General features: G+C 34.7%; 15 protein-coding genes. 14 read left to right on the top strand and 1 reads right to left on the bottom strand.

The features are described 5' to 3' along the window. Positions 1-69: 69 nt before the first annotated feature. From TSYNT_RS06475 to TSYNT_RS06460, 4 genes are all read left to right on the top strand, one after another. Entirely contained in the window at positions 70-747 is a 678-nt protein-coding gene (locus tag TSYNT_RS06475) for a helix-turn-helix transcriptional regulator (protein ID WP_202859736.1), read from the top strand. A gap of 107 nt (positions 748-854) precedes the next feature. Beyond that, a complete protein-coding gene (locus TSYNT_RS06470; protein WP_059032677.1) occupies positions 855-1,982 on the top strand; it encodes a M20 family metallopeptidase in 1,128 nt (375 codons plus the stop codon). A gap of 75 nt (positions 1,983-2,057) precedes the next feature. Further along, a complete protein-coding gene (locus TSYNT_RS06465; protein WP_059032676.1) occupies positions 2,058-2,447 on the top strand; it encodes a RidA family protein in 390 nt (129 codons plus the stop codon). Between the two features lie 81 nt (positions 2,448-2,528). After that, positions 2,529-4,307 (top strand): M28 family peptidase, encoded by a 1,779-nt coding sequence (locus TSYNT_RS06460; RefSeq protein WP_059032675.1) that lies wholly within the window; start codon positions 2,529-2,531, stop codon positions 4,305-4,307. Positions 4,308-4,625: 318 nt separating this feature from the next. On the opposite strand, the gene TSYNT_RS06455 is transcribed toward TSYNT_RS06460, so the two are convergent. Beyond that, complete coding sequence (locus TSYNT_RS06455; RefSeq protein ID WP_059032674.1) at positions 4,626-5,036, bottom strand: hypothetical protein; 411 nt, start codon at positions 5,034-5,036, stop codon at positions 4,626-4,628. A gap of 773 nt (positions 5,037-5,809) precedes the next feature. On the opposite strand from TSYNT_RS06455, the gene TSYNT_RS06450 reads away from it, so the two are divergent. The 10 genes from TSYNT_RS06450 (at position 5,810) to TSYNT_RS06410 (ending at position 13,621) form a co-directional block, all read left to right on the top strand. Continuing rightward, complete coding sequence (locus tag TSYNT_RS06450; RefSeq protein ID WP_059032673.1) at positions 5,810-6,994, top strand: ABC transporter substrate-binding protein; 1,185 nt, start codon at positions 5,810-5,812, stop codon at positions 6,992-6,994. A 79-nt stretch (positions 6,995-7,073) separates the two neighbouring features. Continuing rightward, positions 7,074-7,949: a branched-chain amino acid ABC transporter permease gene (locus TSYNT_RS06445; RefSeq protein WP_059032672.1), complete on the top strand. Its 876-nt coding sequence runs from the start codon at positions 7,074-7,076 to the stop codon at positions 7,947-7,949. 12 nt (positions 7,950-7,961) lie between these two features. After that, positions 7,962-8,870, top strand: a complete 909-nt coding sequence (locus tag TSYNT_RS06440; protein ID WP_059032671.1) for a branched-chain amino acid ABC transporter permease — start codon at positions 7,962-7,964, stop codon at positions 8,868-8,870. After that, positions 8,863-9,639 (top strand): ABC transporter ATP-binding protein, encoded by a 777-nt coding sequence (locus TSYNT_RS06435; protein ID WP_059032670.1) that lies wholly within the window; start codon positions 8,863-8,865, stop codon positions 9,637-9,639. Before TSYNT_RS06440 ends, TSYNT_RS06435 begins: the two co-directional genes overlap by 8 nt. Next, positions 9,639-10,352 (top strand): ABC transporter ATP-binding protein, encoded by a 714-nt coding sequence (locus TSYNT_RS06430; RefSeq protein ID WP_059032669.1) that lies wholly within the window; start codon positions 9,639-9,641, stop codon positions 10,350-10,352. Before TSYNT_RS06435 ends, TSYNT_RS06430 begins: the two co-directional genes overlap by 1 nt. Positions 10,353-10,354: 2 nt before the next feature. After that, entirely contained in the window at positions 10,355-11,125 is a 771-nt protein-coding gene (locus TSYNT_RS06425; protein WP_059032668.1) for an SDR family NAD(P)-dependent oxidoreductase, read from the top strand. Between the two features lie 413 nt (positions 11,126-11,538). Beyond that, positions 11,539-11,967: an amidohydrolase family protein gene (locus TSYNT_RS12035; RefSeq protein ID WP_059032667.1), complete on the top strand. Its 429-nt coding sequence runs from the start codon at positions 11,539-11,541 to the stop codon at positions 11,965-11,967. Positions 11,968-12,040: 73 nt separating this feature from the next. Continuing rightward, positions 12,041-12,403, top strand: coding sequence for an amidohydrolase family protein (locus tag TSYNT_RS12110; protein WP_083497678.1), 363 nt, complete (start codon positions 12,041-12,043; stop codon positions 12,401-12,403). Positions 12,404-12,534: 131 nt separating this feature from the next. Then, on the top strand, positions 12,535-12,684 hold the full coding sequence (locus tag TSYNT_RS11830) for a hypothetical protein (protein WP_162780992.1): 150 nt from the start codon (positions 12,535-12,537) through the stop codon (positions 12,682-12,684). 160 nt (positions 12,685-12,844) lie between these two features. Then, a complete protein-coding gene (locus tag TSYNT_RS06410) occupies positions 12,845-13,621 on the top strand; it encodes an SDR family NAD(P)-dependent oxidoreductase (RefSeq protein WP_059032665.1) in 777 nt (258 codons plus the stop codon). The last annotated feature ends 219 nt before the right edge of the window (positions 13,622-13,840 follow it).

The raw sequence follows: 13,840 nt of genomic DNA, 5'->3' as shown, positions 1-13,840 counted from the left end.
ACAAACAGTATTGACAAAATACATATTGTAATGTACAATAAATTCATGAAATTCGAGGAGGTGATAATATTGAATAATATTCAAGAAGAAAAAAAATTCTTCACACAGTTGCTGAACATGTTAGAGCAACATTTAGGAGGTGATACTGAGATAGTTTTACATGATTTAAAGCATGATTACGACAAAACAATTGTTGATATACGAAACGGCCATATAACAAATAGAAAAATTGGAGGGGTAGGAAGCAATCTTGGTCTTGAAGTTCTGAGGGGCACAGTCAAAGATGGCAATCGCTATAATTATATTACTCGCTTAAAGGATAATAGAGTCATTCGATCTTCTTCTATGTATATACGAAATGAAGACAACGAGGTAATTGGCTCTATATGCATTAATACAGATATTACCGAGTCATTGAAATTTGAAGAGTTTCTAAGGCAATACAACAATTATAATATCAATGAGTATTTGGATAACGAAATTTTTGTTAGCGAGGTAAATCAATTGTTAGAACATATTCTATGTGAAGGAGAGCGTATAATTGGTAAACCTGCAGCTATAATGACAAGAGAAGAAAAAATAGAGTTTCTTAAATATATCGACAGTAAAGGAGCTTTTCTTATTACGAAATCTGGTGAACGAGTTCAAGAGTTTCTAGGTATTTCAAAGTATACGATGTATAACTATTTAGATATTGCCCGTAAAAATGACTTAGAAACCGAAGCTGAAATTGAGACTAAAAGTTAAAAAAATAGTTATGATTGATAGAAAAAATAATTTTTATATAAGTGCTCAGCCTAAGTAAAAGTATTATGCGAATCTTTTAAAATAACATAAAGGAAAGCTTGATCAAAATGGAATTTCAAGAAAATAAGGAATTTACCATTGATATTCTTAAAAAACTGGTGACAATTAATTCTGTTACTGGTAACGAAAGCGAAATAGGCAATAAAATATTTGAGATTTTAAAATATTTAGGTGTAGATGAAATTGAAAAACAAAATGTTGACAACGATAGATTTAATATAATAGCAAGGGTTCGAGGAGATAAAAAAGGCCCTACTACCCTTTTAACAGGACATTTAGATACCGTTCCAGCTGGCAATGGTTGGGAAACAAATCCTTTTGTGCCCGTGATAAAGGGAGATAAGGTTTATGGCAGAGGAGCCCTTGATATGAAGAGCGGAATAGCTATCATTTTAAGTACAGTAAAATTTGCTATAGAAAATAAAGATAAGATGAAAGGGGATATTTTAATTGCTCTTGTTCCAGATGAGGAAGCAACATCTCTTGGCATAACTACTTTAATAAACAATACAATAAATGCTGATTTTGGTATTGCTGCAGAACCTGAGTATATTCCAATAATTGGGAGCGTAGGCAAACTATTAATTCATGTTGACGCTTATGGTAAGACTGCTCATGGATGTGAGCCAAACAAAGGGATAAATGCTATTGAAGAAATGGCACGTTTTCTCGTTTCATTAGGCAAGATCCCATTAAAGGAGCATCATAAAATTCAAAAACAACCGTATGTTACTCTTAAAATAGAGGGTGGCTTTAATCAATATTCGGTTATAGTACCTGATTATTGCTTTTGCCTTGTAAATAAACATACAGTCCCTACCGAAACAATAGAATACATTTTAGAACAAATGCAAGAACTTGTTATTAATATGGGATTAAAAGCTAAATTTATTTTTAAAATAGATGAGCCTTATTATGAACCTTATGAAATTCAAACTGACCTGCCTCAAATTGAAAAATTGTGTTCAATATATAAAGATGTAATAGGAAAGCCTATGGAGTTTCGGTATGGTACGGGAGTTTGTGATAATAACAAATTAGTTCCAGCTACAGGAATTCCGGTTATATGCTTAGGAGCGAAAGGAGGTGGCTTACATTCAGAAAATGAATGGGTAAGCCTTAAGAGTATGTTCGAGATGAATATAATTTATCAAAAATATATTTTTAGTTTTTAAATTTACTCCTTTAATTGCATTTTTTTGGCATGACTTATCTGTTACACAATAACAACATAGTTGGAGATGAAAATCTTGGAGAAAATTAAAATTTGCACTGAAAAAGCAGGAAAACCAGGGGGGTGGTATTCTCAAGGCTTTAAAGTAGGGAAGATGATTTACACAGCGGGAATAACAGCTATTGATCCTAAAACACAAATGCTTGTCTCTCCTAACGATATTACTGGCCAGACAAAACAGGTTTTAACAAATATGAAAGCCATTTTAGAAGCTGCCGGATCCGATATGAATCATGTTGTAAAAACGCTTGTATTTATTTCTGATATAAACGATTTTCAAAAATTTAATGAAGTTTATAAGGAATTTTTTCCAATTGATCCGCCTGCACGAAGTACTGTCCAAATTGGGAGATTTAAAGATGAAATAGTAATTGAAATTGAAGCTATTGCTACTGTTATTGACTAGCTTAAAGCTCACTTAGGGAACATCTTTTATTTTAAATTTTGAGTCATAATAAATTATCAAAAATACTGGAGGCACATTAAGGTGGAAAAGTTATACGAAGAGATTCGAAAAGATTTATCTGCAGATAAGAATTACGAGTATAGTGAATGGCTAACCGAACATTATCCGCGAAGAATTTCAGGAATGGGAGATGACAGAAAAGCTGCGGAATGGGTTGCAAGCAAATTTAAAGAATTTGGACTTGAATCAGAAGTTATAAATTTTGAAGCTTATAATAGCAACCCCGTCAGTTCATCACTAAAAGTAATACAACCAGAACTGAAAGAAATTGATAGTTTGCCGTGCTGCCATGTAGAATCAACACGAAAAGAAGGAATAAATGTTGAATTGGTATACTTAGGAGCTGGTGATTATGATGATTACATGGAGAAAGATGTAAAAGGCAAAGCTGTGTTAGTTGAGGTATCTTATAGTCCTGCAACGCCTGAAAAAGCTAGAATAGCAGCTGAAAAAGGAGCTGTTGCCATGATTTGTGCTAATTGGGGGGAGGATGAAAACGAGGAAGAAGATTATATTTGTGGTCGAGGATTAAAATCTGTATGGGGGAATCCGACTCCAGAAACCTTCAAAGACATTCCCAAAATATCAGGAGTTAGCATATCACACAGTGCAGGTACCTATTTAAAGAATCTATGCAAAAGTGAAAAAAAAGTTTTAGTAAACATAAGTGTCCAGTGTACAAGAAGCTGGGACATATTGGCGATGCCCATAGGATATCTGAGAGGGAACGAAGTTCCAGAAGAATTTCTACTTGTTAATGGTCATATAGACGCATGGGAACCTGGTGTTACTTGTAATGCAACAGGAAATGGAACTATTCTAACGCTTGCGGAACAGCTTGCAAAACATCAAGATAAAATTAAAAGAAGCATTTATTTTGTATGCTGGAATGGTCATGAAATAGCTGAATCTGCTGGTTCTACATGGTATGTAGACCATCATTGGGACGAACTTGACGAAAATTGTATTGGTGGCATCAATATTGATTCTACAGGAATGTTACATGCTGTCCAATATGAATGCACTGCTTCCAGAGAAGTGATGAAATTCGTAAAGGATATCATTAAGGAAGTAGTTAATGAAGATATAAATGTTTTACCGCTTAATAAATTTGGAGATCAATCTTTTTTTGGTATAGGAGTTCCATCGATAGTAGGCCGAATGGGTATGAGCGAAGAATACATAAAAAGAACCAATGGAGCAAATCTTGGATGGTGGAATCATACTATAAAAGATGATCTAAATAAAGTTGACAAAAATAATCTTCAAAAAGATTTAGAAATAAGCGCAGCTATAATATGTAGTTATGTAAATGCATCAGTACTTCCTCAAGATTTTTTAATAACATGCGAAGATATAGAGACAAAATTAACTGAAATTATCGATAAAGCAGATCCAAAAATTGAGATCAAAAGCATTCTTTATAACGTTAGGAAATTAAAGGGTTACATTGCTATAATAAACTCAAGAAAGATTTCTTTGAATAGTAAACCTCCAACTGATAATAAAGTTAAGCTCATTAATGAATTATTACTGAAATTGAGCCGCTCTCTTACTTGGGCTTTTTACACTTATTGCGATCGTTTTGAACAAAATTCGTACGCTTATACGCCTGCTACAAAACCTATTCCCTTACTCTATTCTGCGGTAGAGCTTGCAAATATGGATCCAACGTCATTGGAATATAAATTGCATTATACAAGCGCCGTGAGAAATCGCAATCGAGTCTCTACTGCACTGCGAGAAGCTCTTAAATATTGTGAACTGTATTTGACTTTGATCGACCAGTGGATTGATTAAATGTATGTTCAAAAAATTAAATAGAATAATTTCGGAAACAGTTAATAATTCCCTGTAAAAAACTAACAAACCCAACAAAAAACCAATAAACCATGACCTTTCACCAAAAGAAGGAAGTGAAGAACAAAAAAATAAGTAAACAGCAGTACTTACTAAAATAAACCCCAAAAAAAGACAATAACAAACTAACCCTTTAAAAAACCTATTTTAAAAGGAAAATTATGGAGCATATTTAACTTATGGGATTCCAAATTCTAAGCTGCCAAAGCTTTTCCCAAAACCTCAGTCAAGATATCAAAATCATCATCCAGAGCAGCTTTAACCCCAAGATGACAATTCATAGTAGCAATCAGAACAAGGGCAATCACAGGAAATATTCTTTCTCAAACGTCTGCTGCCGGCTTTCAAAGGACATCGCAACTTCAAGCGACTGCGACTTTTATTAAAACCAAAAAAACACATGGCATATCCTTTGGGGCAAATAGGGATACCATATTCATTAACACTGACAGAAGGCAAATTCTTAAAATTGCCCTTGCCTTTAGAATTAAGATCGATAAAAGGCTCAATATCCAAAAACTTGCAAAGCTCATAAAAAGGATAAGCATCATGAGCAGAATCTGTCAAAAACTTATTTACCTTTGAATACCGATAAAGTTCCTTAAACTCAGCCAAAGAAACAACACCGGTAGAAAATCTGGCGGTGAGCCTAAAAAGCCTAATATACATCACAAGCTCACCTATACTTGATGCAGCCGTTAAAACATAAGGAGAATACCCATGATAGTACTCATTACGGTAACTGTCCCAGCCCCAAGAAGCCTCAGGATCGGAAAAACGATGCTTACAATCACAACTAAAAATACCCTTTTTCCTACAATCACAAACCTTAACACCATATAGACTGGATCCCGCAGGCTCAAAGCCGGACAAAACAGCCAAAATATCATCAGAGCGAAGAACTTGAGCCTACTTAGTAACACTATGGCAGCCAAGATCCAACATCAACACCAAAGACCTTAAAATACACACAGGATCATATTTAACAGGTCTACTCATAGAAGAAGAAAAACATTTGGACAAAAACGCCAGCAGGATCCAGATTTAAAAACTAAACCTTTGACAAAGACCTAAAGAAAAACCTAAGCCTATCTTGCTCCAGAGCCCGCAACACAGGAATCCTCTGCCGTAAAAACTGTTGAAACTCAAGGTGAGAAGAACATTTTGTAAGCATAGAAGAACCACCCTCATTTAATAGAAGTAATGGCAAGATACTATCTACTCCAATTATTGGGGCGATCTGAAAAAGTCAAGTATGATTACAAGCATATATTCACAATAACCATTAACAAACTTTTAATATCTCACGATATCTATAAATATCAGCTATTTTTGCAATAGAAACAAAGGGAGGTAAAAAATAATAGCCTTCTTGAGAGGGCTTGAGAATAAAGGAAACTAAGTTTCCAAAAATCTACAAATAATCATAGGGGGTACATATTATGTCATTAATAAAAAAAATTTCTGCGATTACCTTGGCAATAATTATGATTATGGGGCTTACAGGTTGTGGAAATGAAAGTTCATTGAGCGATAAAATCATTTTGGGTTATATTGGTCCGATAACAGGAGAATCTGCTATTTGGGGTGAAGCAGAGTCAAATACTTTAAAAATGTTGGTGGAAGAGACTAATAATCAAGGAGGCATCTTAGGCAAAGAAGTGGTGCTTAAGATATATGACAATCGTTCAGATCCTGTTGAGACAACGAATGCTGCAAGAAGGGCTTTACAGAATGATGGCGTTATAGCTTTTATAGGTCCTAATACTTCGTCATGCGCTATAGCACTTGATGAAGTTTGCGAAGAATATAAAGTTCCTCACATCACTACTTGTGGCACTAATTACAAAGTTACCCAGCGCGAAGAAGATGGAAGTGTTCGCAAATATTCATTTAGGGCATGCTTATCAGATCCTCAATTAGGAGATATCATGGGGCAATATGCATATGAAAAATTAGGGATAGAAAAAGCAGCAATTATATATGAAATAACTAATGAATATTCACTAGGCATAACTCAAAATTTTACAGATGCATTTGAAAAAGTTGGTGGCAAAGTAACAATACAAGAAGGCTATAAAACTGGAGATGTTGATTTTCGACCACAACTTTCCAAAATTAAAGCAGCAGGCGATTTCGATGCATTAATGATTCCTGCAAACTACAAAGAAGTAGGCCTTATTGCAAATCAAGCTCGGGCATTGGGCATAACCCAAAGTTTTCTTGGGGTAGATGCATGGATGATGGAAGACTTATTTGAAATTGCAAAAGACGCTGTTCAAGGGACGTATTTTCCATGTGCTATGGATGTAAATGCTGAAAATTTGGAAGAATTCAAGAATAAATTTGAAGAAAAGTTTAAAATGGATCCAGGCAAAGCAGGAACAAATGCATATTTTGCATATGATTGTTTCCAAATAGTAAAGAATGCAATTGAAAAAGCAGGAGAACCAGATCCCCAGAAGATTCGAGATGCTATGGAGAATACAAAAAATTTGCAGTGCCTCACAAGTGTAATAACCATAGTCCCTGAAACTCACAATCCAATTCGCATGGCTAGCATATTTAAAATAGAAGGTGATAATTTTGTTAAAGTAGAAGAGTATACACCAGATTATTCTAAATAATCTATTTCATTTTTAGATATAGCTTTTGCTTCGAGGTGTTTTTCTCGAAGCAAAAGCTAATTTGAAAGGGGATACGAATTTGTTCTTTCAAGAACTAATTAACGGTCTGTCAATAGGAAGTGTATATGCTTTAATGGCTGTAGGTTATTCACTAATATATAGTCTTCTAAATTTTACAAATTTTGCACATAGTATAACAGTTACAATAGGAGCCTTTGTTACTTTTTACTTTCTTTCCATGGTTACTAAGAATCTTTTTTTAGGAATAGTTATAGCTACAGGCCTTGCAGGTTTACTAGCTGTAGTAATTGAACTATTAGGATATAGGCCTTTAATTAATAAAAATGCTCGTCGAATTTACTTACTCATTGTAGGACTTGGAATCTCAATTATGTCTGAGAATCTTGTAATTATAGCTTTTAGTAGTCGTTTTCGTGTATATCCGGTAAATTTTTCCAATAGAACAATTGAAATATTTGGAGCCAATGCTGGAGTTATAGATTTGATAATATTTAGCGTTAGTGTAATAGCTCTTGTTTTGGTTGAGCTGCTTATACAAAAAAGCCGATTAGGTTTAGCTATTAGAGGTGCAGCCGTAAATCTTGATGCAACATCTCTTATGGGAGTTGATGTCCAAAAATTAATTAGGATTGTTTTTCTGATTGCAGGTAGTTTAGCAGGATTAGCAGGTGCACTTTTAGGGGCAAAGTATACTACATTCCCAATGCTTGGGTCGGTAATGACTAACAAAGCTTTTATTAGTTCTGTAGTTGGTGGACTCGGGAGTATACCTGGTGCTGTTCTCGGAGGTTTAATTTTGGGAATTAGCGAAAGTATGATTTCTGGTTATTTATCTTCTACCATGAGAGATATATTTGCATATCTGTTGCTTGTCCTAATTCTTTTTATAAGGCCATCTGGTCTTTTGGGTAAGTCATCAGAGGATAAGGCATGAGGAGGAAAAGACATGAATAATTATGTTATTGGTGTCCTAAGCCTCACAGGAATCTATATGATAGCAATTTTAGGTGTATCTATTTTGACGGGTTTTACAGGACTTTTTTCAATGGGTCATGCCGGCTTTATGGCAATAGGCGCATATGTTTCTGCCCTTGCGACCAAGAGTTTTGGAATTTCACCATTTTTTGGGGTTTTTTTAGGAATGCTAGCAGCTACTGCGGTTGGCTTAGCAATCGGCTATCCCACACTTAAATTAAAAGGGGATTACTTTGTTATTGCTACACTTGGAATCGGCGAAGTGGTAAGGCTAATTATAGAAAATCTCCCTAGTGTAACTGGGGGCGCTCGCGGAATGACTGATATCCCAAGGGGTTCAAGTTTTAGTGTTGTATGGGTTACAGTTATCGCATTAGTAATATTACTGAGAAACTTCTTACATTCTAAGCATGGCCGTAATTGCATCGCAGTTCGAGAAGAGGAACTAGCTGCCTCAGCTATAGGCATAAATGTGGCAAACTATAAATTGTTGGCAATGGGAATAAGCTGTGCACTTTGCGGTATATCAGGAGGGATGTTAGCCCACTATATGCGGTATTTAAATCCGAGTATGTTTAGTATGGCAAAATCAAATGAGCTTCTTATGACTGTAATACTTGGCGGCTGTGGAAGCCTAACAGGAACTGTAATAGCTTCTTTAATTCTTGTTCCTCTTCCTGAAATACTGCGTTTTGGTTCTGTTCAAGAATGGCGCATGGTATTTTATGGGTTTCTGGTAACATTAGTAATAATATTTAAGCCTTCTGGCTTATTAGGTAACAAAGAATTCTCTTTAGCTGATTTAAAAAATGTTCTTTTACGAACTGCTCAGAGATTTTTAGGCAAAATGTCTGAGGGAGGGAAAAGAAAAAATGTCTGAGCAAGATGTTGTTCTAAAAATAGACCATGTTGTAAAACGATTTGGGGGCATTACTGCTGTTAACGATGTAAGTATACGTATAGCCAAACAAAGCATTCATGGGATAATAGGACCTAATGGAGCGGGTAAAACTACATTATTTAATATGATAACTGGCATATATAATACAACAGCAGGAAGCATTTTTTTTAATGGAAAAAAAATTAACGGAAAACAAACCCATGAAATTGCTGAGTTAGGAATCGCACGTACTTTTCAAAATATTCGTCTTTTTAATGATTTAACGGTGTATCAAAATTTGCTAACAGCTTGTCAAAAAAATATAACCTATGGGTTGTTTGATGGTTTTCTAAGAACCTCAAAATGTAAAACCCAAGAAATGTCAGCAGATAAAATTTGTAAAAATATGATGATAGAAGTGGGGCTTAGCGAATATAAAGAACAAAAGGCCGGAAATCTTCCATATGGAACACAACGAAGGCTGGAAATTGCGCGAGCACTTTTAACAAATCCATCCATTCTACTGTTAGATGAACCCGCAGCTGGGATGAATGAAGACGAATCTTTGCAGCTTTCTAATTTTATCAAGGAAATTCGTTTAAATAATGATATTACGATAATTATAATAGACCATCACATGGATGTTATTATGAATATTTGTGATTTAATATCAGTATTAAATTTTGGTTCACTATTAGCTGAAGGTACGCCGAAAGAAATTCAGAAAAATCAAAGAGTTATAGAAGCATATCTAGGGGTTGATGAATAATGCTCAAAGTTGAAAATCTTAGTTTTTCCTATGGGAAAATTCGTGCAATAACAAATGTAAGTTTTGAGCTTAAAGATGGTGAAATCATGGCTATTATAGGAGCAAATGGTGCGGGCAAATCTTCTTTAATGAAATGTATAGCTGGCCTTCTAAAACCTCAAGCAGGTAATATATGGTTTGGTAAAATCAAACTTGAGCCCCCACCTTTCAAAGCTGTAAAAAAAGGTGTAGTTTTGGTGCCAGAAGGTAGGTGGATATTCCCAAATTTATCAGTTGAAGATAATCTTTTGTTAGGAGGCTACATAATAAAGGATCAGAGACCAGGCTTAAAAAGGGCATATAATATGTTTCCGTGGATGGAAGAGCGCAAAACTCAACGAGCAGGGACTTTGTCAGGTGGCGAACAACAAATGTTAGCCATTGCGCGAGGCTTAATGTCAAATCCTGAATTTTTACTTTTAGACGAACCTTCTCTTGGCCTTGCACCACTCATAGTTAATGACATCATCGAACTAATAAAAATGATAAATGCTCAGGGAATTTCCATATTACTTGTAGAACAGAATGCGCGCAAAGCTCTTGGGATAGCTCATCAAGCATGCGTATTAGAAGGGGGAAAGATTGTAAAAAGGGGAAGCGGAAAAGAACTATCTGCCGACGAAGAAATAATTGCAGCTTATTTAGGAAAGAAAAAAATAGAAAGCGAGGAATAAAAATGAATGAAAGAATAACTAAAACACAATTTGATTATTTTGGTCTTGAAGGAAAAACTACAATTGTTACAGGTTCAGGAAATGGAATTGGCCGTGCAACAGCTATAATGTTGGCAAAATTAGGATCTAATATAACTGTATGCGATATTGAAAATGAGAGCGCTAATAATGTTAAAAAAGAAATAGTAAACAATGGAGGAAGGGCAATCGGCATAAGGTGTGATGTATGCCAGCTGGAAGATATAAGGAATACTATCGATAAAACTATAGAAGAATTTGGCGATATTGATATTCTAATCAATAATGCTGCTGGTTGTGGTGGAGGCAAAACAATCGACGACATGACCTATGAGGAGTGGAATCGCCTTATACAACTCAATCTTACAAGTGCTTATATGTTTACCATGGAAGTTCTTCCTTATATGAAAGCGAAAATGCATGGAAAAATAGTTATGGTCAGTTCGGGAGCAGGAATAGTAGGAGATTTTTCAGATCCTCATTATGCAGCATCAAAAGCCGGAATGATAGGACTTGGAAAAGAATTAGCTAATGAATTAACTGCATATCGAATAAATGTGAATATTCTAGGCACTGGACTTACAGATACACGAATGTCAAGATCTAATTTATGGAATAAAAAAACGCAACAGGTGCCATGGTATCGCATAGGTTTACCTGAGGATCAAGCAGCTGCGATAGCTTACATGGTCTCTGAATCAGCTGATTATCTTACCGGTCAAGTAATTTGTCCAAATGGTGGTGCTTGGATGTAGTTCTTGCTCATAGGTAAAAGTTAATTTCAATACATAAGTCGTTGTTTTACATTATGACCTACGAAAATTGACTTTATCTTTTGAATAACCACATAAGAGTAATACATAAATAAAGAGACTAAACGATACAAGATGGAAGACATTATAATCTATAATGGTATCATTGTAACAATAGTAATAAAAATATGGTGGCGTTATTAATGATGGAGCAATAGCTATTCAAGGTAAGGCAATTGGTGATGTCGATATGTCGATGAGACAAAAAATATATTAAAACAATATAAAGCGCATAGATGCAAAGGGAAAAATAATGATGCCCGGTTTAATCAATGCACATATGCATTTAGGGATAGCTTTGTTTAAAAGGCTTGCACAGGAACAAATAATTGGTTACAGGGTGCATTTGGCCTCTTTTGGAAGAAAATAGATGTATAAAAAACCGTAAAAGTTCTATGGCTATGATTACCGAAACAGTAAAAGCAGGGACAGCAACTATGTGCGACTATGATAATCCAATGAAGAAAATTATAAAAAATCATATAAAAATAGGTACTCATACATGTGTGGCTCAAGAAATAAATATACTCCCTTTAAATGCTTTTAAAATACCTCTACCTATTGGTGAGCTATACCCGCTTGATGTAAGTATAGAAAATTCAAGACTTGAAGAAAGCAAAAAACTTATTGAAGAATATAACAATAGTTATAATGGACGAATAACATGTATGCTTGGTCCTGAGGCGCCGGATAGAGTTACTAAAGGAGTCTTGAGCGAAGTAAACGAACTTTCTAAAAAATTTAGCCTTAACATTCATATGCATGTGGCATGTGGTACGCGATAAACAAATCAGATGATATTAAGGTATGATAAACGCACTATATCTTTTTGGATGAGATAGGATTTTTAAATAAGTACTGATCGGAATTCATCTTTCAGTTGCTACTAATAAAGAGTTAAAAATATATTCACAATCTGGTGCAGCAATGGTTTTGTGTTCAGGGAGTGAGGCCATAATTAATGGAAATGTTCCACCAGTTTTGAAATTTAGTGAGTACAGTAATCGTCTCGCTTTAGGCTCTGATCAAACACCTGGCGGAAATTCTAGTAATATGTTTAATAAAATGAAACTGACGGTATTGCTAAATAAATGCAAATATAATAATCCAGCTATTTTTCCTAGCTGGAAAATACTCAAGATGGTCACAATCGACAGTGCTAAAGCTTTAGGGATGGATAGCACTATAGGTTCTACTGAAAAAAGAAAAAAGCCAATGTAATAATAATCAATTTTAAGGTTCCACATCTTACTTCGATTATTTTGGAGCCAATTAGAAACATTGTACAAAATTTTGTTTATGCAACAAATAGCAGCGAAGTTACTACATCGATTATTAATGGTGAAGTTGTGATGGAAGATCGTTGTTTGATAAATGTTAATGAACAAGAAATTATTGAACAAGCAAATGAAACAGCAAAGAATGTAATGAAAAGAGCTAGAGAAAAGATAATAAGTAAAGAGACTGAAATAGTTCAAATTATGCAAGAAAGCAAAATATAAATTTATTTTTATAAATTCTTAAGTAATAATTACTAGATAATTGGACTAGAAAAAATTTTATTTTGACTGCATTAAGCCTTCGATGTTTCCAATTAACATTAGCATCAATATAATAATTTATCTAAATGTCATATCTCAAAAAGGAAGGAAATTAAAGCAAATGAAAAAAGATACTTTGGATTACTTAGGAATAGGCGAAAAGACGGCAATAGTTACAGGGGGCGGAAGAGGCATAGGACGTGCAATATCTATTTCTCTTGCAAGATATGGAGTGAAAGTAGTCGTGTGTGACATAAATGATAAAAATGGAAATTCTACACTAAATGAAATAACATCGCATGGAGATAAGGGAACATACTTTCAGTGTGATGTGTCTAATCCATTGCAAGTGAGACAGCTTTCCAAATTTACTGCTGAAACCTTTGGAGGTATTGATATCGTTGTTAATAATGCAGGCATAGGTTCTGTTTCTATTCCGTTTGAGCAGATAAGCGATGAAGAATGGGATAAAATGTTACGAGTTAATTTGACAGGTCCATTTTATGTTTGCAAAGAAACAATTCCGTATATGAAAACCCAAAAGCATGGCAAGATTGTAAATATTAGTTCTGGTTCAGGAATTATAGGAGCTGAATTTTGCGCCCATTATGCAGCATCGAAAGCAGGTCTTATAGGATTTACTCAATCAATCGCCAAAGAATTAGGACCTTTTAAAATAAATGCAAATGTAATTGCCGTTCCAACAACCGAAACCCCAATGTTAGCCGAAACGAATTTTGACGTGTTTGTAGAAGATGAACTGAAAGAAATACCATGGGGTCGCATAGGCACACCTCAAGATGTTGCAAATATGGTTTTGTATTTGTCATCAGATGCATCTGAGTATGTAACAGGCCAAGTTTTAGCTCCTAACGGTGGCAGGCGGACACCAATTTGATACATTTTTTAATTGAAGATATGTTAATTTGGATAACCTTAGAGTAAGTAATGCGTTCTCGCAATGACAAAAAATTAAAATCGTAAAAGTATCGCAGAAGGAACGCTATTATTTCTAAAAATTGGCCTTGCAAAAGTGAAAATAATAGTAATCAATGAATATTTATAATTATATTTATAATTGATCTACAGAGATTAGCAGCATTATATTTTTGAAGCG

The sequence above is a fragment of the Tepidanaerobacter syntrophicus genome (assembly GCF_001485475.2).
Lineage (GTDB): Bacteria > Bacillota > Thermosediminibacteria > Thermosediminibacterales > Tepidanaerobacteraceae > Tepidanaerobacter > Tepidanaerobacter syntrophicus.
Note: the sequence above shows the minus strand (reverse complement) of the source record. Positions and strands in the feature narration are given on the sequence as shown.

What these genes read in the sequence shown, in the direction of transcription:
- TSYNT_RS06430 (WP_059032669.1), top strand. Translation starts at nt 9,639, where the DNA reads ATGCTCAAAGTTGAAAATCTTAGTTTTTCCTATGGGAAAATTCGTGCA.
- TSYNT_RS11830 (WP_162780992.1), top strand. Translation starts at nt 12,535, where the DNA reads ATGGAAGATCGTTGTTTGATAAATGTTAATGAACAAGAAATTATTGAA.
- TSYNT_RS06470 (WP_059032677.1), top strand. Translation starts at nt 855, where the DNA reads ATGGAATTTCAAGAAAATAAGGAATTTACCATTGATATTCTTAAAAAA.
- TSYNT_RS06450 (WP_059032673.1), top strand. Translation starts at nt 5,810, where the DNA reads ATGTCATTAATAAAAAAAATTTCTGCGATTACCTTGGCAATAATTATG.
- TSYNT_RS06435 (WP_059032670.1), top strand. Translation starts at nt 8,863, where the DNA reads ATGTCTGAGCAAGATGTTGTTCTAAAAATAGACCATGTTGTAAAACGA.
- TSYNT_RS06425 (WP_059032668.1), top strand. Translation starts at nt 10,355, where the DNA reads ATGAATGAAAGAATAACTAAAACACAATTTGATTATTTTGGTCTTGAA.
- TSYNT_RS06410 (WP_059032665.1), top strand. Translation starts at nt 12,845, where the DNA reads ATGAAAAAAGATACTTTGGATTACTTAGGAATAGGCGAAAAGACGGCA.
- TSYNT_RS06440 (WP_059032671.1), top strand. Translation starts at nt 7,962, where the DNA reads ATGAATAATTATGTTATTGGTGTCCTAAGCCTCACAGGAATCTATATG.
- TSYNT_RS06455 (WP_059032674.1), bottom strand. Translation starts at nt 5,036, where the DNA reads ATGTATATTAGGCTTTTTAGGCTCACCGCCAGATTTTCTACCGGTGTT.